We start from the raw sequence: 23,220 nt of genomic DNA on the forward strand, positions 1-23,220 counted from the left end.
CCTTCTCATCGTTTCATTACACATTCAATACAGAACGGTCCCCAATCATTTCTGATACCGTTTCAATTACTTTCTCTGGCGTTGGTAAATATAGTTTTTCAAGTGGTGGTGAGAACGGAACTGGTGTATGTGGTGCTGTAATTCGTTTAATAGGTGCATCTAATAAATCGAACCCTTTATCCGCTACAATTGCTGCAATGTCTGTTACGATACTACATCTTGGGTTTGCTTCATCAATAACGATAAGACGATTTGTTTTTTCAACAGATGCTAAAATTGTATCTTCGTCAAGCGGTGATAAAGAGCGTGGATCAATAATTTCTACCTCAAGTCCTTTTTTCGATAATTGCTCCGCAGCCGCAAGCGCAGTATGAACTTGCTTCCCAATTGCGACAATCGTTATATGAGAGCCTTCCCGTTTAATATCTGCTTTTCCTAAAGGAATTGTATAATATCCTTCTGGCACTTCACCTTTCATATTGTAAAGTGTTTTATCTTCAAAGAAGATTACTGGATCATCATCTTCAATTGCCGCTAATAATAAGCCTTTTGCATCATACGGGGTGGACGGAACGATAACTTTAATACCTGGAATGCTCGTAAATAACGCGTATAAACTTTGAGAATGCTGAGCTGCTGCGCTAAATCCAGCACCATGCATCGTTCGAATTGTAACTGGTACTTTTGCTTTTCCACCAAACATGTAACGGAATTTTGCACCTTGGTTTAAAACTTGATCAAGACAACTACCGATAAAATCATTAAACATTAATTCAGCGATCGGACGTAATCCCGTTGCCGCCGCTGCCATCGCAGCTCCCATATAACCAGCTTCAGAAATTGGTGTATCTAAAATACGATTTCGGCCAAATTCTTGTACAAGCCCTTTCGTAACGCCAAGAACACCGCCCCACGCTTCATCATCTTGCAAATGATCAACTTGTGCACCACCCGCAACGTCTTCACCTATTAAAATTACATTTTCATCACGGTGCATTGATATTTTCATCGCTTCATTGATAGCAGTTGACATACTTACTGTTCTAGTCATTATTTTTCACCCTCCTCTTATTTGTAAGAAACGTATACATCTTTTAATAATTCTTCATCCTCTGGATATGGACTATTTTCACTAAAATCAATTGATCGTTGCACTGCTTCATCTACTGCTTTTTCCATATCAACAAGTTCAGATTCCGTTAATAAACCTTCATGAATTAAATGCTTACGGAAATTCACAATCGCATCTTTTTCATTTAAATGTTCTTCTTTTTCTTCTGAGGTTTTATACGTTTGTGCTTCTCCTTCGAAATGGCCGTAATTACGATATGTCATACATTCAATTAAAGTTGGGCCACCGCCATTACGTGCACGTTCAACAGCCTCTTCCGCTGCTTTATATACCGCTAGTAAATCTTTTCCATCTACTTGAACTCCCGGAATGTTATATGCTTTTGCACGATCAGCAATAGAATCACAACTTGAAGCATATTCAAATGTAGTTGCTTCACCGTAACCATTATTTTCAGCGATAAAAATAACTGGTAACTTCCAAATCGCCGCTAAATTAACCCCTTCATGGAATGTTCCTTCATTATTTGCTCCGTCACCGAAGAAGCAAACACTTACATCTTTCGTTCCTTTATATTTAGCTGTTAATGCTGAACCGCAAGCAAGTGGGAAACCCCCGCCTACAATGCCATTCGCACCAAGCATTCCTTTATCTAAATCAGCAATATGCATGGAACCGCCTTTACCTTTACATAATCCTGTCGCTTTCCCGAAAAGTTCAGCCATCATACCATTTAAATCACAACCTTTTGCAATACAATGTCCGTGACCTCTATGTGTACTTGTAATACTGTCACTATCCGTTAAGTGGGCGCATACACCAACTGCTACCGCTTCTTCTCCAGCATATAAATGAACGAAACCTGGTAAAACACCTTGCGCGAACAATTCATGTACCTTATCTTCAAATTTACGAATCTCTAACATTTTTTCATACATCCAGCGAGCTTGTTCTTTCGTAATTTCATTTCCTTTACTTTCAGTTGTTTTTAACATGTCCAGCCCTCCTGTTTTCTTTTTCATCCTTTATGTTGCAAGAAGCGTGCCAAATTCTAACCTTGATTTATTAGACTTTCTCTTCTTTTTAAAAATAAAAAAGTGGACAAAGCGAGACAGCTGTCTCGTTTTGTCCACTTTTGTTCACCTTACTAGAGAATCATTCCCTTATTCACTATCAAAACTTTTTTGTAGTTTCCGGATGTAAATAATTTGACCAATATGATACGCATTATGAGTAGTTACATTACCTAGCACTTCCCACCACTTCGCGGATACAGGAAATCCAACTACATCACTTTCAACCTTGTCTTCATTAATGAGATTTTGCCATTGTAACAATTTCTCTAATAATTTTTCCCTTAACTCTTCGAATGTTTGATTATCTGATAGCATAAAGCTTTTGTTATTGTCACCAATAGCGGGTACCGCATTAACATTTGATTCTTTATACCTAGTTTGCCACGTTGAGTTCCAATACAGTAAATGTTGTACAATTTCTGCTATACTATTACTCTCTTCATTCGGTTTCCAGAAAGCTTCTCTCTCAGATAAATCCTTCACTGCATCTGAAAATGGCATATACCAACTAGGATCATTCGCATTTGCTAACAACTGATCTGCTAATACGTCTTTCACATGGACCATTTTTCTTCCCTCATTTCATTGGCTTATATAATACTTACTTCTCTATATACGCTGAGTCTACACAATTCCCTTTTTAAATCATTCCAATACATATATAAATGAAAAAACTAAAGCACTTTATCATATAATCTTATTAAAACAACATGTATCATTAATAGATTTTATTCCTATAACTCGTTATGATAAAAGAAAAAGAAAGCGAGCGACCAATGAATAAAAAAATCGCGGTTATTACAGGAGCATCAAGTGGATTCGGACTATTAACGACACTTGAACTAGCAAAAAAAGACTATATTGTCATTGCTACAATGCGAAACCTTGAAAAACAAGTAAACTTACTATCTCAAGCTACTAAACTAAACTTACAACAAAACATAAAAATTCAACAATTAGATGTAACAAATCAAAACTCTATACATAACTTCCAAGTGTTTTTAAAAGAAATTAATAGAGTAGACCTCCTTATAAACAATGCAGGATATGCAAATGGAGGATTTGTAGAAGAAATTCTAGTAGAGGAATATCGTAAACAATTTGAAACGAATCTTTTTGGCGCTATATCAATCACTCAGCTTGTTTTACCATATATGAGAGAACAAAAAAGTGGAAAAATCATTAATATAAGCAGCATTAGCGGCCAAGTTGGATTCCCTGGTTTATCTCCTTATGTATCTTCAAAATATGCATTAGAAGGCTGGAGTGAATCCCTTCGCTTAGAAGTAAAACCTTTCGGAATTGATGTTGCTTTACTTGAACCAGGTTCTTATAACACAAACATATGGGAGGTTGGTAAACAACTAGCTGAAAACCAATCTGGTACAACATCTCCTTACAAAGAATATATGGATAAAATACAAAAACATATTAATAGCGGTAGTGATACATTTGGTAATCCGATAGATGTTGCTAATAAAATCGTTGAAGTTGCTGAAGCAAAGCGTACTAATTTACGATATCCAATTGGAAAAGGTGTAAAATTTATGATTTTTGCGAAGAAGATTCTTCCTTGGAGATTGTGGGAATTTCTTGTTTTGAGGAGTTTTAGGAAGATGTAAATAAAAAGAGGAACTATCAAGATAAATAATGGTAGCTACTCTTATTAAATATTCATCATTAAAAACCCAAACGATATCAATATGTAGAAAGAGGATCAAAATAAAACAACATTGAAACCATAAAAACAAATGCAAAGAATCCAATTATAGAAAGAATATATTCCTTTGTCTCTCTGTTATACTTCCATTCCATCCATACGCGTAATAAGGAAATTGCTCCAAAATAAATAGGTACAACAATTCCTATATTAGCATTTTCTGCTTTGAACAGATAAATAAAACTTAATATAAGATATACGATAAAAAGACCTATTTCTAATTTTACATGTAAACTATTTACATGCTTATATATCCAAACATTGCCCTTTGGCATATTTAATTTTCTTCTTAAAAACTTTTCTAAAAAATATCCTCCAATTATCATACTAATAACTATAATCCAAATAGTAGAGTTGCCCATTGCATTCCCTCCTATTAAATTAATTATATTTTTAATAAAGTAGACTATATAATTTTTCCATGTTTCGATAATGTTTTCATTTTCTTTATGCTTAAGTAGTAGTTTTATCAAGACATGTTTTATGTATTGTACAACAACAATCTATTTCTCATCCTTTTTGTTTCAGGATGTTTAACTTTTTTCTTGCTATTCTTTCATAAGCGAATATGGATAGTACCTATAAAATTAATAGAGCCATTTTTGTAATTGACGGACCCCCCCTCCTTTTATTTTCTTACTTTCATTTTCTCCGGCTGATCACTCGGATACGTAGCATTCTTTTTATTTTCAACATCCCAACTAATAATTGTTGCACTATCTCGCCCCAATTGATGATGCACGTGTTCTAAAACATTGTGAACATTTTCTTTAAGCTCTATCTTATTTTCATTCATATCGTTATACAGATTTAATGGCGTTTCATAACGACGTTCCCCACATTCTAATACCCCATCTGTCACCATTACAATTCGATTGTTGCCAGTACGTAATTCACGAATTCCTGATGAATAGCAAGGTACAGGTAATTCAAATGTATTTACATTGCCAATCCATTCGTAAAAATGACGTTGATTTAGTGCGTATTGCCCTAATTTATGTAATTCATCATGAAATACATAAACGAGACAGTCTCCAATAGATAGCCACCATATGTAGTTTTCTTTTCTTACACATAGTAAAAAAGCTGTTTCACCTTTAACTCTTTTGCACTTTTCTTTAAATGAGGAGGATTGAAAAATTGTAAGTATATGATTTGCAACTGATTGAAAAACTGTTTCAATTCGTTCATTCATCATTATTTTTATATTTTCATATTCTTTTTCGATTGTATGTATAACTAAATCAACACTTTCTGCGCTATTATGCCCATCTAAAATAGCTGCAAATTCCCAATCATCATTTGACCAAACTAACGCACCGTCTTCATTCTTTTTTGCTCCGGCACTTATATTCCCACCGTATTTACCAAGTACAATGTCATCATATTGCTTAACTGAGATTTCCCCTAAACACATTTCCGTATTTCCAACCCATGAATATTGGTTATTATTTGTTGTATGCATACTCATTTACCATATACTTTCGTATTCTTTCACATAGTTTTTTAATTTCTTCAGAACCTCCATATGGTGCACCAGTCCAATTTGCTACTTCAGTAGGCGACCAAAATTCTCTTGGTGTATCCGGATAACGGGGAATAATATGCATATGTAAATGCGGTACACCATTACCCGAAACAAACGTGTAAATATGTTCTGCACCTTCGTTTTCTGTTAGCGCTTTACTTATTCTACTTGTTATAAGCCCAAATGCTTTCGCCTCATCTTCATTTAATTCAGCAAGACCAGGTACATGTCTTTTTATATCAATCATTACGTAACCGAGATATGTTTCTTCTGTATCCCAATGGACATGTCCAACGTATATAAGATCGTCTTCATAAATAGCGCCGCCTGGAACTATAATGTTTCCTTTATGTTTTTCACAAATGAAGCAGTTTTGTTCTGCTGGATTGTTTATTGACATATCCATCACCATCCTTTTTATATATAATATCATAAAAAAAGGAAAACCAGGTTTTTCATTCCGAAAATTCAATCTTTTAAATTAGGAATTTTTACATTATTTCATTTTAATAATTTGCACCTCATTCCTTCTTCAAAACCGCAATCCCCATTCCAATTACAATCCCAATCGCAATTCCAATTACTACATTATCAGTAAATAAGTCAGGTACTACACCGATTACAACGCCTATAGCGACACCAATTGTCATTGCATTATTTCTTTTTTTATTATTAGCCAAAATAGCATCTCCTCACATCATTTCTCCCAATATAATATTTACATGAATGTTGCTATTTCCTAATATATTTTCTATCCCACTTGAAAATTTCCAAAAAATGTACTTTATTACTTTTCCATTCCCCCTATTTAATCCTCTTTATATGAAAGAATTTTCAAGTCACCATTACATCTACATAGGCATTTACTATAAGAAAGATCAGTTATTCATTGAAGGAGGAACGATTCAAATGTATCCTCATTGGAATCCAAATATAAATCAACAATATGCTTACTCCCCCCATCCCGTAAGAAATACGCTGCATCACGATTCTCAATATATGATGCAGCGCATCGCAAGTCTTGAAAGCCAATTAGCGAAATTAATCTCATTAATCGAAGAAAATAATCAATTAATAAAATCAATGGAACAAGAAAAAAATCAAGTTTGTGCACCAGCTGGCGGTTCTGTTATTGTTCGTATGTAATCTTTTTGAACAAAAAACACACTTTGTATAATAAAGTGTGTTTTTTTGTTATTTTCTTTTTTGGTGAAATCCTTGTGTAATGCGATCTAATATAATCGCGATGACAACAATGGCTAGTCCCGCTTCAAATCCCATTCCGATATTAACTTGTGTTACAGAACGGTACACATCTACTCCTAGTCCTGGTGCTCCTACAAGTGACGCTGTTACAACCATCGATAACGAAAGCATAATACTTTGATTCACTCCGGCCATGATCGTCCCAGTTGCGAGTGGTAATTGTACTTTAAATAGTTTTTGTGATGCTGTGGATCCAAATGCATTCGCTGCTTCAATTAAATCTTCCGGAACTTGTCTAATTCCTAAGTCTGTAAATCTGATTGTTGGTGGCATCGCAAAGATTACTGATGCAATTATGCCAGGTACTACACCTACTCCGAAAAATGTAATCGCTGGTATGAGATATACGAATGCGGGCATTGTTTGCATAAAATCTAATGTTGGTTTTAAAAACTTTGAGAAACGCTCATTTTGAGATGCTAAAATACCGATTGGAATTCCGACAATAATCGAAATAATAACAGACGTAAGTACGAGCGCTAATGTTTGCATCGTTTGTGCCCAATAGTTAATATTTAAAATAAATAACAATCCGATGAGTGTAAAAATAACTAAAGATAATTTTCTCGTTGTGTACCAAATGAGGAAACATAGTATAATAATCATCAATATAGCTGGTATTATTGTTAAAAAATTAGTGAGTAAATCAACGAATCCGCCGATAATATAAGAGAATCCTCGGAACAAGCCTTCAAAGTTCTCATATAAACTTGCAACAAACGAGTCGACCCATTCCCCTAATGGAATACGCGGTATACTATTCATCGTCTTTCACCTCTTCCTCAATGTTACCTGCAAGAGCTTGAATGACACTTTCACGTTTAATAATTCCTCTTAACCTTTTCTTCTCATCAATAACGGGTAACGGATATTTCATCTCTGCCATTTTTGCATACGTCTCTTCAAGTAAAGTATCTAAATAAACGTGCGGAATATCGTTAAGTAATAAATCAGCAATCGGCCACTGTTTTTGTACTGCTTTACTTGCATCATCTGCGGTTAATATACCTAAAAACTCATACTTTTTGTTTACAACATATACTGTAGAAACGCCCGCATTTCTCATAATTTGCAGTGCCACACGAGGTCCACGGTCAATTAATAAAGTCTCCGGTCGTTTTAATATAGACTCCGCCGTAATTACTTTTCCTAAATTCACATCCGCAACAAATTTCTCTACAAATTCATTAGCAGGGCTCATCATAATTTCTTCAGGCGTTCCAATTTGAACAATTTCTCCATCTTTCATTAATGCAATACGATCTCCAATTCGAAGTGCTTCATCTAAATCATGAGTAATAAATATTATTGTTTTCTCCATTTTATCTTGTAGCTCTAACAATTCATCTTGCATTTCTTTTCGAATAAGCGGATCTAATGCACTAAATGATTCATCCATAAGTAAAACATCCGGATCATTCGTAAGCGCTCTCGCAATACCAACTCGCTGTTGCATCCCACCACTAAGTTGACTTGGATAATTGTCTTTATGATGATCGAGTCCCACTAACTTAAGTGACTCTAACGCTTTTTTCTCTCGTTCCTCTACTGGAACTCCTTGTATTTCTAATCCGTATGCAACATTTTGTAAAACAGTACGATGCGGAAATAGAGCAAACTTCTGAAACACCATACTCATTTTCGTTCTTCTTACTCTTCGTAATTCCTCTTTCCCCATAGTTGCGATGTCTTCACCATCTATGTAAATATGACCTGCGGTTGGCTTAATTAATTGATTTAGCATGCGTACTAACGTTGATTTCCCGCTACCCGACAACCCCATAATAACGAATATTTCTCCAGAGAATACTTCAAACGTTGCCTTTTTCACACCAACATTCATTCCGGTCTCTTTTAAAATTTCGGATTTGCTTTTTCCTTCTTTTAATAAGGAAAGGGCTCTTTGCGGGTGTTTCCCAAATACTTTTGTTACGTTTTCAACACGCACCTTTGTATTATCCATGTCACTACTCCTTTTCTACCCATCTATTTACATAGTGTTGCGATTTTACAAAGAAATATTACATAAAAATGACATTCATAAGATTTCTTTAAAATTCTCGTTTCCGTTCATAATAAGAATGCTTACTTATACATTTATTTAAAAAGGCAAACGTTTCTTAGGAGGTTTTCAATGAGAAAGAAAATATGGCTTATATGCCTTGCATTATTTATTACTATGATTTTCACCTCATGTAATGCAACAAATGCAAATTCGAAAGGAAAAATTAAACTTGGTGTAACAAGTTGGAAAGAAAATATTGCAACTGCAAACATGTGGAAAGTGTTATTAGAACAAAAAGGCTACAAAGTTGAACTCATGTATTTAGAAAAAGCGGCAATTTGGACTGGTGTCGCTCGTGGTGATGTTGATGCAAATTTAGAAGTATGGCTACCTGTTACGGATAAACCATTAAATGATCGATATAAAAATGACATTGTCTTAAAATCAAAATGGTATGAAGGTACAGGGCTTGGCCTTGTCGTTCCTTCTTATTTGAAAAACATAAACAGTATCGAGGATTTAAATGCACATAAAGATGAACTAGATAACAAAATTGTCGGAATCGAACCTGGCAGCAGCCTAATGAATTTAACAAATAAGGCGATGAAGGAATATGATATTAAACTAAAACTTGTCCAATCTTCAGAAGCTGCGATGATGAGTGAATTAAAAAAGGCATATACGAAAAAGAAACCAATCGCTGTTACGCTTTGGAATCCTCATTGGGGTTTTTCAGAATTTGATTTAAAATATTTAAAAGACCCTAAGAAAGTATATGGTGAAAAAGATGACATTTATTACTCCGTTCGTAAAGGTTTCGAAAAAGATCATCCGGATATTGTGAAATACTTTGATAAATGGAAAATGAACGATGAGCAGCTTGGTACATTAATGGTCATGCTAAATAAAACGAAAGATCCAGAAGAAGCAGCACGAAAATGGATTGAAAAGAATCAATCGTTAGTTGATGAATGGATAAAAGATTAATAAAACAGGCTAGAGAATTCGCATATTCTCTAGCCTGTTTTATCTTATTTTTTCGTAACAACATCATCTACAATCCCATATTCCTTCGCTTCTTCTGCAGTCATAAAATAATCTCTTTCTGTATCATGTGCTACCCTTTCAATCGGTTGCCCTGTTTTTTCTGCAATCATTTTATTAATATCATGCTTTAGCTTTAAAATTCTTTTTGCTGTTATTTCGATTTCAGTTGCCTGCCCTTGCGCACCACCAAGCGGTTGATGAATCATAATTTCACTGTTAGGCAATGCAAATCGTTTTCCTTTTGCACCTGATAAGAGTAACAACGCACCAAATGATGCTGCAAATCCCATACAAAGTGTTTGCACGTCTGGTTTAATTAAGTTCATTGTATCTAATATTGCAAAACCTGCTGTCGTTGATCCGCCTGGGCTATTAATGTATAAATATATATCTTTCTCTGCATCTTCCGCTTCTAGAAATAATAATTGAGCTACAACACTACTCGCTACTTGATCGTTAATTTCTGAACCGATAATAATAATTCGGTCTTTTAATAACCTTGAATATATATCATAGGAACGTTCTCCTAATTTCGTTTGCTCTACTACATATGGAATTGCATTCATTTTAAATCCCTCCAATAATTGTTATGCCGCACAAAGCATACAACTGTAGGAAGAAGGGTTTTTCGCACTGAATAATAAGACAGGTTGTTTAGTTGGTAACTTCGTAAAATCTATTGTTGGAAGAAGCTTAGTTAACAATTCCGGTCTTTCTTCACGAATAGACGTTACAACAATATCAATATCTTCTGTGAATTCAACGATTTCTAGCCCTTCTTCACTTACAGTTTTCAGCCTATTTCTACTCCGAAATAAAGAAGCTTTCACTGCTCCTTCCGATACAGAACATACTTTAGCGATATCAGCGATACTATATTGAAAAACATCCTTTAATAAAAAAATTGTGGATTGTTGTACATTTAATGAAGATAATACTTTCCCTACCATTTCATGCAAATCTGCAATTTTTTCATGTGGTTCTTCGAAAGTAATTTGTTCCCTTATTTTTTCATGAACTGATTTTGACTTTATCTGGTCTAACCAACGATTTCTAGCTATTTTATATACAAGTGTCATGCAAATATCTTTATTACTATATTTTTGAAGAACTTTACAAACTGTTTCTTGGGCGAGATCTTCCCCATCCCATCTGTTTTTCGTTAAAAACGTACAATACCTTTTTAACTCTGCATAATTTTCAATCAAAAAATTTATATTTGAATGATTCATATCGATATGTTTCTTAAACAATTGCGTTACTTTTGTGCACAAAATAACCACTCCTTTTCAGCGCTTACTTAATAAACGATTGATGAAACAAAAAAGTTACGGGACTTAAAAAAAAATAATGTTTATGTTCAATAATTCGCGGTCATAAATATGTTATGTACAATTTTACGTGAGGAGGAACAAATTTGCCAAAATTAACAATTGAAGGTGCTGGCACTTTTGATGTGAAAGAAGGAACAAAGTTAGTATTAGCAATTGAAGATAACGGTGTAAACATTCTTCATCGTTGTGGTGGAAATGCACGTTGCACAACTTGTAGAGTAGAAATTATAGCGGGTGATTTCTGTGAAGCGAGTGCGAATGAAAAAAATGCGATGACAGAAAAAGGGATTGAAGATCATTTACGATTATCTTGTCAAATGCGTGTACATAAAGATATAGTCGTTCGTCCGGTACTTACAGTTGAAAATTCAGGATTAGCTACCGGTCCACGCCCAGCGGAGTAAAATGATGAATTTAAAACAACTTGTTGGCGAATATGCTGCTAACTTTGTAAAAGATGGAATGAACATTGGACTAGGCACAGGATCTACCGTATATTGGACGATACAAAAATTAGGTCAACTTGTACAAGACGGGCTATACTTTCAAGCTGTACCAACATCAAAGGAAACTGAAGCTTTAGCAAAGCAACTAAACATCCCGCTGATTTCTTTAAATAACGTACAAAGTCTTGATCTTACAATTGATGGAGCGGATGAAATTGATTCCGATTTACAGCTTATAAAAGGCGGCGGTGGCGCATTACTTCGTGAGAAAATTGTTGCCTCCTCCTCTAAAGAACTCATTATTATTGCTGATGAATCAAAACTTGTGGCTCGTTTAGGTAATTTCCCATTGCCTGTTGAAATTATCCCTTTTTCATGGAAACAAACCGAAAGTAAAATTCAATCTTTAGGGTGTCAAACAACGTTACGTATAAAAAATAATGGAACCTTTATTACCGATAATAATAACATGATTATCGATTGTATATTTCCTAATCATATATCTAATCCTGCTAATTTACACGAACAATTAAAAATGATTACTGGTGTAGTTGATTCAGGATTGTTTATAAATATGACAAGGAAAGCGATTATCGGTACTAAAAACGGGATAAAGGAACTATAATGAAAGCTGACTTTTTAAAGTCGGCTTTTTATTATTTTCTTCTTCTCTTTATAGGTATTTATTATGATATACTATGAAAACAAAAGCTGATTACACTAGAAAGGACTGAACAATTTGCAATCCAAACTCATAACAGAACTTACAGATTTAGAAACTGCCTTTCACATTCGAAAAGAAGTATTTATAAAAGAACAAGGTGTCCCTCTTGAAGATGAATTCGATACATTTGATGAAATTGGTGAAGAATGTAAACATATTTTAGTTTATTATAATGAACTTCCTGTAGGTACAGGTCGTATACGATTTGTTGATGGTGCCGGAAAATTAGAACGCATTTGTATTTTAAAAGATTATCGTACATACGGATTAGGTAAAGTAATTATTCAAACGTTAGAAGAAATTGCCCGTAGTAAAAAAGCTACAAAAGTGAAACTACACGGGCAAACACAAGCTGAAGGATTTTATAAAAAATTAAACTATCAAACTTCTTCCAATGTATTTATGGAAGATGGCATTCCACATATACTTATGACGAAAGTATTATCATAATAGAAAGGTTACTATATGAATCTACATTAAGTATTCTTATAGTAACCTTTTTTGTATCTTATTCGTTTTGAATTATTTTTGGTGGATATTCTAATATCATATCTATAAACCTTCAATTTGCTGGCAGTATAATGTTCCTACCGCTTTCGAGTTATTAAAACCAACGACCCGCAAGATGAAATTCTTGTACAAAAAATTTAATCCCCATGTATTGAGAGTCATACATTCATGTACCTAATAGTGACTTCTATATAAAATTAAAAATTGATACTATTACACCTACCCCTGTATTGCTAGCCAATTTCAAAATTTTTCAAGAGGACTATTTATATAGTTTTTATAATATATAACCTTTACAATTATTTAGATTGCATGATTTGGAATGCGGTATGCTATATTTTTTTCTTTAATGGTATTTGAACCCTCTGAATAAAGATCTATATCCCGTCAATATTCTCCTGTTTTCTCTTTAAAAACCTACCAAGTAGTTTGCTAATTCGGCTAGCTGCTTTTTTTCTATATAAAATTAAAAATTATCCGTAATAGTAACACTTCTGCACTTTGTACTATAAATTTTCATATGTTGTATTATGCTTGTCCAAAACGTGAGATTATTACTTACGTTATCTAAATGAAAGAAAGGAGTGAAAATATGCTCTCATCTAGTCGTAAATTCACGCACTTTAATTGTGGTGCACAAGCCCCTAGTACACTACCTGCCCTTGGTTTTGCTTTCAATGCTACTTCACCTCAATTTGCAACATTATTCACCCCACTACTATTACCTAGTACAGGGTCAAATCCTAATATTACCGTTCCCGTAATAAATGATACAATTAGTATTGGAACTGGTATTAGAATTCAAATAGCTGGTATATATCAAATTAGTTATACACTAACAATTAGCCTTGATAATGTTCCCGTAGCACCGGAAGCAGCACGATTTTTCTTGACACTAAACTCATCAACTAATATTATTGCAGGATCTGGAACCGCAGTCCGTTCTAATATTTTTGGCACTGGTGAAATTGATGTATCCAGTGGTGTCATTCTCATTAACTTAAACCCTGGTGATTTAATTCAAATTGTACCCGTTGAAGTAATTGGTACTGTAGACATTCGTTCGGCAGCGTTAACGGTTGCACAAATTCGGTAATAAAAACGCAATGTGAGCCGAAATATATTATTATAGATTCGACACACATTTATATTAAATAAGCATATTTTATTGTATGGTGACTATTTAGTCATACAAATTTAAAGCTTTCATAGGAGCACACTTTAATGTGTGCTTTATTTTTACTTAAAAACTAAAACATTCTCAAATTATATACATATCAATTAGCGTTTTCAATTATTTACGATAGCGGATGTTAACCTTTTGTACAAGCACTTTTTCCTTTTGTTTAATAATATATATTGATATCTCAAAGAAAGGAGAGTAACATAAGTATGGCAAATTATTTTTATAAAGATGGTAAAAAATATTATAAAAAACAATCACATTCGGACGATCAAAAAAATAACTGTTTTATTGAAACCCATACAATTGCTGGTTCTGCAGAAAATGCAAATGGAAATATACCTGTATCTGTTTTCCTTGAAACCACTGCTCCACAAACTGTATTCGAGGATTTTACAAACAATCATAATAAAACATTAATTCAGTTATTCGTCGTCGGCATGAGTGCACCCGTTCAAGTAACTATTCTCACAAGAAAATCTAGCCGCCCAATTACTACAACATTACAACCTGTTCAAACAAAAATATTTCAAGTTGAAGATTTTCAAAGTCTTACTCTTACAAAACAGGAAGGTTCTACTAGTATAGTTAGTTTATTTGTCAAAAAAACATTTTGTATTTGCTGTAACGAGAATAACGATTCATGTGATGAATATTATCAAGATTGCAATTAATAGATTCACTCACCAGAAGAACCCCTTTTATAAAGGGTTCTTTTTTTCACTCACCACATTTTTAAAAACATTTTAGAATCATACTCAACGATTTTTCTATACATTTCTCATTTCTCCTTTTTTATTATATTAACGCTTTTGTTTAATTACGGGACTTATCATCATTTAATGGAGGAAAGTAAAATTTATAAAAAAGACGACGCTGAATACGTCGTCTTTTTTATAAGCAGAAAAGTGAATTCTCAAGCTTCCTTTTTTTGCATCAAAGCCCATTATCTTTTATTTCATTTTGAGGTAAAACTTACACTGCTCTCCATAAGGATAAAGCATAAATCCAGTTTGGATCCCCATTTCCTTGATGATTTTGTACGGCTTCATACACTTTTCCTTCGTATAGGACTCTATCACCCTTTTTATACGCTTTCTTTGCATCCCACTCTCCATATGAAACGCTTTCAGTTTTTGTAGTAATTGTGAATATATCACTTTGTACGGATTCATTTCCAGCTACATCAACAGCTTTCACTACATATTTATAAGTCTTATTAGCGAGTAAATTATTATCCATATAAGAAGTCGTATTAGATGTTGCGATTTTTTTCATTGTTCCTTCTATTTCTCTATAAATATCGTAATGGTCTACACCAACATTATCGTCAGATGGACTCCACATTAGGTCCACACTTGACGCTGTCGTTCCCATACTATGTAATCCTTTTGGTTGTGTTGGTGCTTCTGTATCAGGAGCCTCAACTGTTGTTTTTGCTGTAAGCGCTGTACTTTCTTTCGATACATTGCCAGCTGCGTCAATTGCTTTTACAGTATAAGAGTATTCTGTACTTGGTTGTAATTTCTTATCAATAAAATGAGTGCCTGGTACGGTGTCAATCATCTCTCCGTTACGGAAGATTTGATACCCTTTTACTCCTACATTATCCGTAGAAGTGTTCCATGTTAGTTCTATACTATTCGCTGTTACTTTTTGTGTCTGTATTCCATTTGGAATACTTGGCGCTTCTGTGTCTGGTTTCACATTATTGATGAGATTTACATCAATTACATTATAGAACGCATTTGCTGTATCAGCTACATCCCATACAGCTAAAATCACATGGTAGCCACTACGATCCGTAGGTACATTGATTTTGTGTGCTACATTATTTGAAGCTGCGGAACCATCATGTTGTACAGTTCCAATTGGCTCAAAGTCTGCTCTTGTTAGTGCTTTATTTGGATTCCAGCCTATTTTAGTAATGTAGTAGTGCCATTTGCTTGTTAAATGTGGCGCTGTAAACTTCCAAGTAAACGTATTTTCTCCGCCAGTGATTGTATTTTTAAACCAACGATCCGCTGTTTGTTGATCCAAAATACCACCAAATTTTCCGCCTGCAGAAGCGATTTGTCCATCAACTGGACCAGCTTGCGGGAATCCTTTTGGTGCTTCTAAGCTTTGTGGTTCATACATAACACTTCCGCAGTTTACATTTAGTGCACCATAAGTTGGACTACATAAAGTGGAACGGCTGCCAGGCTTTTCAACAAAACCATGCGCGTAAGCATTTTGAGGAATAAGTGTCGTGCCGATAATTCCCGCTGTTAATGCAACAGCTCCTAGACTTTTTTTGTTCATTTTCATGTTCTGTAGATGTTTTAAAATTCGATTATTCATGTTCATGTCCCCTTCTTGTTATACTTCGTAGTGTAATGTGGGCTTTGATGTAAAAGAATAACACGAGACAATATTGTAGTGATGTATGCATAAGTTATGCATACACCGTAGTAAAGAAATATTTCATTCCATGTGATACATTTCACTTACTGAATATATCATGACATAGAAATTACCTAAACACGTGCAAAAGTTGTGCAGAAACAGTGAAATTATTACTAACACATAAAACTACATCTTAAAATTATAAAGTAAAAGTTCGCAATAGCAATTATAAATCTTGTAAAAAAAGGCCATATAAAAGCATTTTGTATAAGCGGATGGATTGCACCAAGTCTTCTCGAAATATTTCTTAATCAACTTGATATGCATAGTAATGTGAGATTAAATTTTTTGAAACACCCTTCCATTTCCATATTCAATATATATCTCTATTGGGTACGTGAAATTACTTATGTATTGCGAATAATCCTTAATGTTTCAAAATAGTCTCATAAAACTTGTCATACTCTTCATAGTATTGGATTTTTAATTTTTCTATTAAACTTGTATCTGGTGAAATAATGTCAATTACGTCTGTACTTATATACAGCAAATAAGTATCGTTATAAAAAGAAATATACGCTTGCTGACCACCATTAACGACATACTTGCAATATTTATATACTTCATCTTCATTGACACCTTTAATCGTAGTAAATATGATTGTACTTTCAAGATCATCAACGTCTACTTGCGTTTCGGTCCAATTTTTAATCTTCATGAACCTTCCAATTTTTGTTTTCTCATTTACTCTCTTACTTTTACCATATGTTATATAACCGGAAGTAAATGAAACGTCAATTGTATCGGGGCTTTTAAAAAGTTCAGTCAGTAGTCCTCTTAATTTTCTCAAATTCCCCTCAAATAATTCTATATCGAATCTAATTCTATTTTTTGCCTCCACTTGAAAAAATGGTGTAGCTGTCATATCTTCAAAATTCACATTTAATACTTTCATTCTTTCCATATAATTAATTCCTCGCTTCATATAACATAAAAGTGTCTACATCATTTAATATAGACACCCTTTCACATATATAGTTTTAATACCGGCCAGTAAATTTAAAAACTTCATCAACTGCTTGCGTATACCCACCTGATTTTCGGAGAGACTCCTTCAAATTCAAAGCAGCTTCTTTATATGATGGATTACTTAATACTATTTCTACACTTTTACTAAGTTTATCCGCAGTTAATCCTTGCATTTGCAATTTAACTCCTGCTCCGAGACTCTCTACTCGCTTTGCGATTACTGGCTGATCTGCACTTTGCGGAATTACAACGAGTGGAACTCCGTTATATAGTCCTTCATGCGTACTGTTCATCCCGCCATGTGTAATAAATAATTTTGTATATGTAAGTAGTTCAGCTTGCGGTACATAGTTTTTCACAATGAAGTTTTTAGGAATATCACCTAAATCACTTATTTTCGTTTTACTACCAATAGACATAACAATTGTATGTTTACTATTTTCGAATGCCTTCATACAAAGTTTATAAAAATTAATTGCTTCATTAAAAACAGTACCTAGTGAAATGTAAATCAGGATTTGTTCTTCAATTGAAGTATAATCAAAATCTTCATTTTCCCCTTGTGCAGAAATAGATGGACCTACAAATTTAAATGTTTCATTAAACGTATTACCAAAAGGTTGGAACTCCTTAATCGTATACACAATAGTAAGCGGTGCTGGATTACAGAAAACTTCATACGGTGAATTTATTTCAACACCATATTTTCCTGCAATTTCTCTAGTTAAGTTTTGAAAATCATTATGTATTCTATTCTGCACTTCCACTGGGATATTTTTAGAAAGATGGTCTAACATTTGTTTAAATGATTTTTCATCCTGCGCAAAAGATGTACAGGAATTTATGGCCGGAAGATTAAGAATTTGGGCAATTAAATGACCACAGCCAAACATAGAATCGTGGATCATGTAATCAAAATATTCTCCTTCAATTTGCTCTAAAACACTAGGTATTACAATATCTGCTGTATGTAGAAGGCCGTTTATTCTTTCCTGTAAATAATTTCGACCACCGGAAAGAAATGCTTGTATAAATTTTTGATCATCTATTGTTCGTACAGTAGCACCTGTCTTCTCAATACGCTCCCTGAAAGCCTCTATTGAAAAATAAACGACCTCTTCACCGCGAGAAATCAGTTCTTCTACAACTTGTAATGTTGGATTTATATGTCCTTCTGATCCAGCGTTAATGAATAAAATACGTGCCATTCAAAATACTCCTTACATTTTAAAATTTCTATGTTGTAAAGAGTATGGATATTTTCCATACTCTTCACGGTATTTTATGTATCATTTTCCTGCTCAATTGACCTAGCAAGCCTAAAACCGAGATCGTCTATATGAAATGTAGGATGGCTACGACGGCGACAAGTCGCACCGCAACCTCTAGCTGCTTCAGCCCAACTACCACCACGAAAAATTCGGTACGATCCGTACACTTTTTCATCATACAAATCATAGCACCATTCCCAAACGTTTCCTAACATATCATAAAGTCCCCATGCATTCGGCTCTTTTTTACCGACGTCATGAATTTGTCCAATTGAATTTTCATTATACCACGCTATTTTCTGAAGTTCCCCATATGTATATCCCGTCGTACCTGCTTTACATGCGTATTGCCACTCTGCCTCATATGGCAATCGGTAGCCGTCAGATTCTATATTACAACTAACCTTTTTTCCATCATCACTAATAGAATAATACGCTGTTAATCCCGCTTGTTTAGAAAGTAAATTACAAAAAGCAATTGTATCATTCCATGAAATATTTACAATTGGTTTATTACTATCTTTATCATTATTTAATGTAGGATTTGTAATGGCATTATATATTTCCATTGTTACAGCATACTTTGCAAGAAGGAATGGTTTTATTTGAACTTGCCATTCTTTTTTTATTCGATCATCTCTTAATACTACCTCTCCTGCTGGAATTTCCATCATATTAGAATCAATCGAGCGAATGAATGTATTCAATAGTATCCCCCCATATTACTTCTTTTTAAAATCTAACTACTTATCGTACTTCTTCAAAAACCGTTTCACTTCATTTGGAGATTTTAAAATAATCACTTCTTTTCCTTTACTTAATTGATCTAGTCTTTTTAAAATGGCAGGTTTTTTCTTATTCGGATACTCCCATATCCATTTAAAGAATTGTAAATCAAGTCTTTCTTCACATCCGGCACCCATATCCGGTCTTGTTTTATTTCGATATTGTACAATTCTTTTAAAAGCACGATAAACACAAATCGTTCTATGAATATCAAGAAAGATAATTGTATCCGCTGCATTCAGTCTTAAATCCATCGTCCCGCCATAATTCCCATCAATAATCCACTTTTCTTCTTTAATTAAGTTTTTTTGAACTTTTCTTTGTTCTTCTCGAGGAACATCTTCCCAGTTCGCTTTCCAAAACAATGCATCAAGATGATGCACCTTAATATTTAGTCTATTTCCTAACTTCTTTGCTAATGTAGATTTTCCTGAACCACCAGAACCAATTAATATGATTTTTTTCATATTCATACGGTCCTTACTATAGATTCTTTAATATCTTCCTTATTTGCAAAAATCCAGAAGAACATCTCTTCATTCAACTTTAATAAATTTGGTAACTGAACAAAATAAGTAATAAAGATAACTTGAATAGAAAGCATGACATACCAAATGGATTGTAGTTCTTCTCTCGTTAAAATGCTTTGTTTATAATATCCTTCAAAGATTTTGCTGACAATATGTAACCATTTCCCTCTTCCTGTTTCATCACTAAATAGCTCACTTAATATACTTGTACAGCAGTAGCATAAATCGAATACTCTTACATTGCTTTCTAAAAGTTCAAAATCTATAAATCCTTGAAATTCATTGTCATGAAAAATTACATTCGATAAGTGCATATCACGATGAATAATTTGTTTCGGTAGCCGGTGAACCGTTTCCTTGAAAACTGTACGTATTTGATCCATTTTTCGAACGACATTCCGATGGACAGATGCATTCTTTTCTAAAATTGGTAAGGCCCATTCGTATACCACTTTATACAATTCTCTTTTTATTAACTCGTTAGCACTATTCACTGAATGTAGTGCTTGATGTAAATTAGCTATCTTCTCTCCAATTGTACTTCCTAGCTCTTTTAGTTTTTCTGTATCTTTTATTTCTAATACACTTCCACCAATATATTCGTACAAACAATAATACTTCTCTTTATAAAATACGTACCTTTCATCATTTCTCGTTTTTACTAGTTTTTGTACTTTAACTCCTTTTTCATCAAGCTGTTCTAATACATTTAGTTCAACTAAAAACTGTTTTATCGATCTCATTTCCTTTAAAATATACGTTTTATTATTACAATGAATCTTCGTTACATTTGGTTGAACTTCAGTAGTTGTGACATCTTTATCTTGAAACCAAAACTTTGCAATTTCTAATATATCCTCCATATATAAATACCCCTTTTAAAATTCACTTATTTCTTCCGTAACATAAATTCACAAAGCATTCCCACTCCAACACCAATTGTATAAGCAACTACATCACTCCACAAAAATCCGTAACCTAAAACGAGTCCACCTATAGTCGTTGCACGAATATTATCAATCCAAGGTGCATGGTACAATTGGCTAATTTCAATCCCGTAGCAAAATATTAAACTCATAAAAGCTAATTTCTTCGTTTCTATTTTAGGAAACAAAAATCCGAATCCAACGAAAATCATTAATGCCCATAAAGCATCACCTAAGTAATCATTTAATAAATGAGGTAACGCAAAAGCAAACTTTCTAGAACTAAGACCTAACATAATAACGACTATAGTAAATATTACATATAGTAATTGATTTCGTTTTATATTCATTTCAAAAGCTCCTAATTCATTATGTAAAACTGCAAATAGCTAGTAAAATACAATCATTTTACTAGCTATATATTACTTGCTTTCATAATAAGAAAATGTGGATTTGTACTTAAATAATGATATGATTTTCTGTCTACTTCTCTCATCTTTTCAATCGGCTTCGGTTCCACTATTTTTTCTAATACAAAATAGTTTGTTGTTTCATTGATTATGTCTTGGAGCGACCTCCTAAAAAAACTAACTTCTATTGTAATATTTGGTTTAACCCAAGTATCTACTAATAATTGTTTTTCAAAATAATCTTCACATGTAAACTTTGTGAAATCCATAAAAGGATGATGAACGGAATATATAAGTTCTCCACCCGGCTTCAATACGCGCTGAAATTCTTGAAATACTTGCGTCCAATTTTCTAAGTAATGAAGAGTTAACGAACTTACAATGATATCATACGTATTATTTTCAAATGGCAATGTTTCTTGCAAATCGTGACAAAGGAACGTTGCTTTTTCTCCCATACTTTCTTTTACGGCTTTTACCATTTCAGGACTTATGTCAATTGCTGTAACGTTAGCACCTCTTCCTACGAATTGAGAAGTATACCATCCAGCGGCACATCCAGCATCTAGTATTCTCTTCCCTTCTAGTTCCCTTGGAATAATCTCCATCATCGCAGGTCTTTCATAATAACTATTATATGGATTTGCCAAATCTACATTTTCTTTATATGTACTCGCTAATTTATCATACGTATCTTTGACTGCGTCTTTCATTATATCCACCCCTAATACATATTAATCCATTAACTCTTGCTGCTTTTTCTTTGAAAATGATTGTAGTACTAACTCATACGACCAATCGATCATTTTATTAATTTGCTCCTGTTCTACTCCCTTATGTATATACACTGTATTCCAATGTTTCTTATTCATATGATACCCTGGAATTATTGTGTCTGGATAATCTTCTCTTATTCGTAAAGCGAGCTCAGGATCACATTTTAATGTAATTGCAGCTTTTTCACCTTCTTCATGGTTCACTATCGCAAATATTTTATTATTGAGTCTCATACATGTTGCACTCCAGCCATCTGGAGAATCCTCTGTCGCTTTTCTTTTTGATAAACAATATGCTCTCGTTGCATTCATTTTAAATGGCACCTCTTATTCTTTCACTATTTGATTACGATGCATCACAATTTGCTTCGTCGCTTTAAATTGCTGTTCCCCATAAAAATTTATGAGTTTCTCTCCGCAAAATAGACTAACAATATCAATATGAGATATCTCTTCCAGTAACATTGTAAGCATATTCTCTCCAATGCCTTTATTTCTTACACCTTCATGTACGACAACATCTTCTATGTACGCTCGAAAAACACCATCTGAAACGACTCTAGTAAACCCAATTAACTCATTTTCTTTCCATACCCCAATTGCTATGCTATTCTTTAACATTTTTTCAATATCGATTTCTTTTCTTTCTGGCCACCAACCGACAGAGTCGTAAAGCTTCTTTATTTTCTCTGCACAGATTGGTCGTTCATGTTGTAATTTATACGTGTACATATTCTTTCTCCTATCAACTAGTATACATAATATTATTATAATCTCTTTTCTAAAAAGTGTTGACTATACCCTTTCGGGTGATCTTCAACGACACCATATTCTCGGTAGCCGTGCTTTTTATAAAATTCCGGTGCTTGGAAACTAAATGAATCTAGTAATATGAGTCTACATCCTTTTTCCTTCGCAATGTCTTCGATTTTATGTATCAGTTGACTTCCATAACCATCATGACGAACGGATTCATCAACCCATAAAAAATCGATATGAAGATGATAAAAATACATCGTTCCTGTTACGCCGCCAAAGATTTTTCCTTCCTCATCTTTCACTACAAGGCTTACTTGTTCCATCGGCTGCTTTACTTCATCTGTTAAGATGGACATATTATATTGAATGACTTTATTTCTAATGTATTCTCCTTCATTACGAGTACCATTCTCTATGTGTTTCATATATATTTC

Annotated in this window: 30 protein-coding genes; 8 read left to right on the forward strand and 22 right to left on the reverse strand. The window is 33.7% G+C overall.

Annotated features, from left to right (window positions below; genetic code table 11):
• Positions 1-16 precede the first annotated feature (16 nt).
• The 3 genes from acoB to MHH42_RS13800 form a co-directional block, all read right to left on the reverse strand.
• Positions 17-1,051, reverse strand: a complete 1,035-nt coding sequence (gene acoB, locus MHH42_RS13790; RefSeq protein ID WP_097887875.1) for an acetoin:2,6-dichlorophenolindophenol oxidoreductase subunit beta — start codon at positions 1,049-1,051, stop codon at positions 17-19.
• Positions 1,052-1,068: 17 nt separating this feature from the next.
• A complete protein-coding gene (gene acoA, locus MHH42_RS13795; RefSeq protein WP_000921287.1) occupies positions 1,069-2,067 on the reverse strand; it encodes an acetoin:2,6-dichlorophenolindophenol oxidoreductase subunit alpha in 999 nt (332 codons plus the stop codon).
• Between the two features lie 168 nt (positions 2,068-2,235).
• A complete protein-coding gene (locus MHH42_RS13800) occupies positions 2,236-2,715 on the reverse strand; it encodes a DinB family protein (protein WP_000233795.1) in 480 nt (159 codons plus the stop codon).
• A 209-nt stretch (positions 2,716-2,924) separates the two neighbouring features.
• Between MHH42_RS13800 and MHH42_RS13805 the strand changes: the two genes are divergently transcribed.
• The gene (locus tag MHH42_RS13805) at positions 2,925-3,770 is read left to right on the forward strand and encodes an oxidoreductase (RefSeq protein WP_217993871.1); all 846 of its coding nucleotides are present in this window, start codon (positions 2,925-2,927) and stop codon (positions 3,768-3,770) included.
• A 76-nt stretch (positions 3,771-3,846) separates the two neighbouring features.
• Here MHH42_RS13805 and MHH42_RS13810 read toward each other — a convergent pair whose 3' ends face one another.
• The 4 genes from MHH42_RS13810 to MHH42_RS13825 all read right to left on the reverse strand — a co-directional run bounded on the left by MHH42_RS13810 (position 3,847) and on the right by MHH42_RS13825 (position 6,046).
• Positions 3,847-4,230 (reverse strand): DUF4181 domain-containing protein, encoded by a 384-nt coding sequence (locus MHH42_RS13810; RefSeq protein WP_097837799.1) that lies wholly within the window; start codon positions 4,228-4,230, stop codon positions 3,847-3,849.
• A 266-nt stretch (positions 4,231-4,496) separates the two neighbouring features.
• A complete protein-coding gene (locus MHH42_RS13815; RefSeq protein WP_002093707.1) occupies positions 4,497-5,339 on the reverse strand; it encodes a PP2C family serine/threonine-protein phosphatase in 843 nt (280 codons plus the stop codon).
• Complete coding sequence (locus MHH42_RS13820) at positions 5,317-5,802, reverse strand: HIT family protein (RefSeq protein ID WP_098144842.1); 486 nt, start codon at positions 5,800-5,802, stop codon at positions 5,317-5,319. The genes MHH42_RS13815 and MHH42_RS13820 overlap by 23 nt, the downstream gene beginning before the upstream one ends.
• Positions 5,803-5,917: 115 nt before the next feature.
• A complete protein-coding gene (locus tag MHH42_RS13825; RefSeq protein WP_240515274.1) occupies positions 5,918-6,046 on the reverse strand; it encodes a septum formation initiator in 129 nt (42 codons plus the stop codon).
• Between the two features lie 259 nt (positions 6,047-6,305).
• Here MHH42_RS13825 and MHH42_RS13830 point away from each other — a divergent pair, with 259 nt between their 5' ends.
• On the forward strand, positions 6,306-6,542 hold the full coding sequence (locus MHH42_RS13830) for a hypothetical protein (RefSeq protein ID WP_000283217.1): 237 nt from the start codon (positions 6,306-6,308) through the stop codon (positions 6,540-6,542).
• Positions 6,543-6,590: 48 nt separating this feature from the next.
• On the opposite strand, the gene MHH42_RS13835 is transcribed toward MHH42_RS13830, so the two are convergent.
• On the reverse strand, positions 6,591-7,427 hold the full coding sequence (locus MHH42_RS13835) for an ABC transporter permease (RefSeq protein ID WP_001084772.1): 837 nt from the start codon (positions 7,425-7,427) through the stop codon (positions 6,591-6,593).
• Positions 7,420-8,625 (reverse strand): quaternary amine ABC transporter ATP-binding protein, encoded by a 1,206-nt coding sequence (locus tag MHH42_RS13840; RefSeq protein ID WP_000370604.1) that lies wholly within the window; start codon positions 8,623-8,625, stop codon positions 7,420-7,422. The genes MHH42_RS13835 and MHH42_RS13840 overlap by 8 nt, the downstream gene beginning before the upstream one ends.
• A 171-nt stretch (positions 8,626-8,796) precedes the next feature.
• Between MHH42_RS13840 and MHH42_RS13845 the strand changes: the two genes are divergently transcribed.
• Positions 8,797-9,654 (forward strand): glycine betaine ABC transporter substrate-binding protein, encoded by an 858-nt coding sequence (locus MHH42_RS13845; RefSeq protein WP_001227651.1) that lies wholly within the window; start codon positions 8,797-8,799, stop codon positions 9,652-9,654.
• Positions 9,655-9,698: 44 nt separating this feature from the next.
• Here MHH42_RS13845 and clpP read toward each other — a convergent pair whose 3' ends face one another.
• Complete coding sequence (gene clpP / locus MHH42_RS13850) at positions 9,699-10,280, reverse strand: ATP-dependent Clp endopeptidase proteolytic subunit ClpP (RefSeq protein ID WP_000991620.1); 582 nt, start codon at positions 10,278-10,280, stop codon at positions 9,699-9,701.
• 21 nt (positions 10,281-10,301) lie between these two features.
• Positions 10,302-10,988: an RNA polymerase subunit sigma-70 gene (locus tag MHH42_RS13855; RefSeq protein WP_098652370.1), complete on the reverse strand. Its 687-nt coding sequence runs from the start codon at positions 10,986-10,988 to the stop codon at positions 10,302-10,304.
• Between the two features lie 143 nt (positions 10,989-11,131).
• Here MHH42_RS13855 and MHH42_RS13860 point away from each other — a divergent pair, with 143 nt between their 5' ends.
• From MHH42_RS13860 to MHH42_RS13880, 5 genes are all read left to right on the forward strand, one after another.
• A complete protein-coding gene (locus MHH42_RS13860) occupies positions 11,132-11,452 on the forward strand; it encodes a 2Fe-2S iron-sulfur cluster-binding protein (protein WP_001125384.1) in 321 nt (106 codons plus the stop codon).
• Positions 11,453-11,456: 4 nt separating this feature from the next.
• Entirely contained in the window at positions 11,457-12,119 is a 663-nt protein-coding gene (gene rpiA, locus MHH42_RS13865) for a ribose 5-phosphate isomerase A (RefSeq protein ID WP_001050006.1), read from the forward strand.
• Between the two features lie 114 nt (positions 12,120-12,233).
• The gene (locus MHH42_RS13870; protein ID WP_001190873.1) at positions 12,234-12,668 is read left to right on the forward strand and encodes a GNAT family N-acetyltransferase; all 435 of its coding nucleotides are present in this window, start codon (positions 12,234-12,236) and stop codon (positions 12,666-12,668) included.
• A gap of 652 nt (positions 12,669-13,320) precedes the next feature.
• Positions 13,321-13,824, forward strand: a complete 504-nt coding sequence (gene exsF, locus MHH42_RS13875) for an exosporium protein ExsF (RefSeq protein ID WP_097837803.1) — start codon at positions 13,321-13,323, stop codon at positions 13,822-13,824.
• Between the two features lie 296 nt (positions 13,825-14,120).
• Positions 14,121-14,585, forward strand: coding sequence for a hypothetical protein (locus tag MHH42_RS13880; protein WP_000024958.1), 465 nt, complete (start codon positions 14,121-14,123; stop codon positions 14,583-14,585).
• A gap of 301 nt (positions 14,586-14,886) precedes the next feature.
• Here MHH42_RS13880 and MHH42_RS13885 read toward each other — a convergent pair whose 3' ends face one another.
• The 11 genes from MHH42_RS13885 to MHH42_RS13935 all read right to left on the reverse strand — a co-directional run bounded on the left by MHH42_RS13885 (position 14,887) and on the right by MHH42_RS13935 (position 23,211).
• Positions 14,887-16,254 carry a lytic polysaccharide monooxygenase gene (locus MHH42_RS13885; protein ID WP_340893486.1) on the reverse strand — a complete coding sequence of 456 codons (1,368 nt, stop codon included), beginning with the start codon at positions 16,252-16,254 and terminating at the stop codon, positions 14,887-14,889.
• Positions 16,255-16,726: 472 nt separating this feature from the next.
• The gene (locus MHH42_RS13890; protein WP_000440723.1) at positions 16,727-17,263 is read right to left on the reverse strand and encodes a hypothetical protein; all 537 of its coding nucleotides are present in this window, start codon (positions 17,261-17,263) and stop codon (positions 16,727-16,729) included.
• A 76-nt stretch (positions 17,264-17,339) separates the two neighbouring features.
• Positions 17,340-18,536: a macrolide family glycosyltransferase gene (locus MHH42_RS13895; protein WP_000101091.1), complete on the reverse strand. Its 1,197-nt coding sequence runs from the start codon at positions 18,534-18,536 to the stop codon at positions 17,340-17,342.
• A 74-nt stretch (positions 18,537-18,610) separates the two neighbouring features.
• Positions 18,611-19,306 (reverse strand): formylglycine-generating enzyme family protein, encoded by a 696-nt coding sequence (locus tag MHH42_RS13900; protein ID WP_001091311.1) that lies wholly within the window; start codon positions 19,304-19,306, stop codon positions 18,611-18,613.
• Positions 19,307-19,342: 36 nt separating this feature from the next.
• Positions 19,343-19,852, reverse strand: coding sequence for a DNA topology modulation protein (locus MHH42_RS13905; protein ID WP_033663297.1), 510 nt, complete (start codon positions 19,850-19,852; stop codon positions 19,343-19,345).
• A gap of 2 nt (positions 19,853-19,854) precedes the next feature.
• Positions 19,855-20,778 carry a phosphotransferase enzyme family protein gene (locus MHH42_RS13910; RefSeq protein WP_340893488.1) on the reverse strand — a complete coding sequence of 308 codons (924 nt, stop codon included), beginning with the start codon at positions 20,776-20,778 and terminating at the stop codon, positions 19,855-19,857.
• Between the two features lie 26 nt (positions 20,779-20,804).
• A complete protein-coding gene (locus MHH42_RS13915; RefSeq protein ID WP_097837805.1) occupies positions 20,805-21,191 on the reverse strand; it encodes a ribosomal maturation YjgA family protein in 387 nt (128 codons plus the stop codon).
• A gap of 65 nt (positions 21,192-21,256) precedes the next feature.
• Positions 21,257-21,964, reverse strand: coding sequence for a class I SAM-dependent methyltransferase (locus tag MHH42_RS13920; RefSeq protein WP_097837806.1), 708 nt, complete (start codon positions 21,962-21,964; stop codon positions 21,257-21,259).
• A gap of 21 nt (positions 21,965-21,985) precedes the next feature.
• Positions 21,986-22,339 carry an MmcQ/YjbR family DNA-binding protein gene (locus MHH42_RS13925; protein ID WP_000994617.1) on the reverse strand — a complete coding sequence of 118 codons (354 nt, stop codon included), beginning with the start codon at positions 22,337-22,339 and terminating at the stop codon, positions 21,986-21,988.
• Positions 22,340-22,354: 15 nt separating this feature from the next.
• Positions 22,355-22,759, reverse strand: a complete 405-nt coding sequence (locus MHH42_RS13930) for a GNAT family N-acetyltransferase (RefSeq protein ID WP_000288962.1) — start codon at positions 22,757-22,759, stop codon at positions 22,355-22,357.
• Between the two features lie 35 nt (positions 22,760-22,794).
• Entirely contained in the window at positions 22,795-23,211 is a 417-nt protein-coding gene (locus MHH42_RS13935) for a GNAT family N-acetyltransferase (protein WP_000680421.1), read from the reverse strand.
• Positions 23,212-23,220 lie beyond the last annotated feature (9 nt).

It is taken from the genome of Bacillus sp. FSL L8-0099, from assembly GCF_038006385.1.
Classification (GTDB): Bacteria; Bacillota; Bacilli; order Bacillales; family Bacillaceae_G; genus Bacillus_A; species Bacillus_A toyonensis.

Coding starts and splice junctions, on each gene's coding strand:
- acoB (WP_097887875.1), bottom strand. CDS start 1,051: ATGACTAGAACAGTAAGTATGTCAACTGCTATCAATGAAGCGATGAAA.
- acoA (WP_000921287.1), bottom strand. CDS start 2,067: ATGTTAAAAACAACTGAAAGTAAAGGAAATGAAATTACGAAAGAACAA.
- MHH42_RS13800 (WP_000233795.1), bottom strand. CDS start 2,715: ATGGTCCATGTGAAAGACGTATTAGCAGATCAGTTGTTAGCAAATGCG.
- MHH42_RS13805 (WP_217993871.1), top strand. CDS start 2,925: ATGAATAAAAAAATCGCGGTTATTACAGGAGCATCAAGTGGATTCGGA.
- MHH42_RS13810 (WP_097837799.1), bottom strand. CDS start 4,230: ATGGGCAACTCTACTATTTGGATTATAGTTATTAGTATGATAATTGGA.
- MHH42_RS13815 (WP_002093707.1), bottom strand. CDS start 5,339: ATGAGTATGCATACAACAAATAATAACCAATATTCATGGGTTGGAAAT.
- MHH42_RS13820 (WP_098144842.1), bottom strand. CDS start 5,802: ATGGATATGTCAATAAACAATCCAGCAGAACAAAACTGCTTCATTTGT.
- MHH42_RS13825 (WP_240515274.1), bottom strand. CDS start 6,046: ATGACAATTGGTGTCGCTATAGGCGTTGTAATCGGTGTAGTACCTGAC.
- MHH42_RS13830 (WP_000283217.1), top strand. CDS start 6,306: ATGTATCCTCATTGGAATCCAAATATAAATCAACAATATGCTTACTCC.
- MHH42_RS13835 (WP_001084772.1), bottom strand. CDS start 7,427: ATGAATAGTATACCGCGTATTCCATTAGGGGAATGGGTCGACTCGTTT.
- MHH42_RS13840 (WP_000370604.1), bottom strand. CDS start 8,625: ATGGATAATACAAAGGTGCGTGTTGAAAACGTAACAAAAGTATTTGGG.
- MHH42_RS13845 (WP_001227651.1), top strand. CDS start 8,797: ATGAGAAAGAAAATATGGCTTATATGCCTTGCATTATTTATTACTATG.
- clpP (WP_000991620.1), bottom strand. CDS start 10,280: ATGAATGCAATTCCATATGTAGTAGAGCAAACGAAATTAGGAGAACGT.
- rpiA (WP_001050006.1), top strand. CDS start 11,457: ATGAATTTAAAACAACTTGTTGGCGAATATGCTGCTAACTTTGTAAAA.
- exsF (WP_097837803.1), top strand. CDS start 13,321: ATGCTCTCATCTAGTCGTAAATTCACGCACTTTAATTGTGGTGCACAA.
- MHH42_RS13880 (WP_000024958.1), top strand. CDS start 14,121: ATGGCAAATTATTTTTATAAAGATGGTAAAAAATATTATAAAAAACAA.
- MHH42_RS13885 (WP_340893486.1), bottom strand. CDS start 16,254: ATGAATAATCGAATTTTAAAACATCTACAGAACATGAAAATGAACAAA.
- MHH42_RS13890 (WP_000440723.1), bottom strand. CDS start 17,263: ATGGAAAGAATGAAAGTATTAAATGTGAATTTTGAAGATATGACAGCT.
- MHH42_RS13895 (WP_000101091.1), bottom strand. CDS start 18,536: ATGGCACGTATTTTATTCATTAACGCTGGATCAGAAGGACATATAAAT.
- MHH42_RS13905 (WP_033663297.1), bottom strand. CDS start 19,852: ATGAAAAAAATCATATTAATTGGTTCTGGTGGTTCAGGAAAATCTACA.
- MHH42_RS13910 (WP_340893488.1), bottom strand. CDS start 20,778: ATGGAGGATATATTAGAAATTGCAAAGTTTTGGTTTCAAGATAAAGAT.
- MHH42_RS13915 (WP_097837805.1), bottom strand. CDS start 21,191: ATGAATATAAAACGAAATCAATTACTATATGTAATATTTACTATAGTC.
- MHH42_RS13920 (WP_097837806.1), bottom strand. CDS start 21,964: ATGAAAGACGCAGTCAAAGATACGTATGATAAATTAGCGAGTACATAT.
- MHH42_RS13925 (WP_000994617.1), bottom strand. CDS start 22,339: ATGAATGCAACGAGAGCATATTGTTTATCAAAAAGAAAAGCGACAGAG.
- MHH42_RS13930 (WP_000288962.1), bottom strand. CDS start 22,759: ATGTACACGTATAAATTACAACATGAACGACCAATCTGTGCAGAGAAA.
- MHH42_RS13935 (WP_000680421.1), bottom strand. CDS start 23,211: ATGAAACACATAGAGAATGGTACTCGTAATGAAGGAGAATACATTAGA.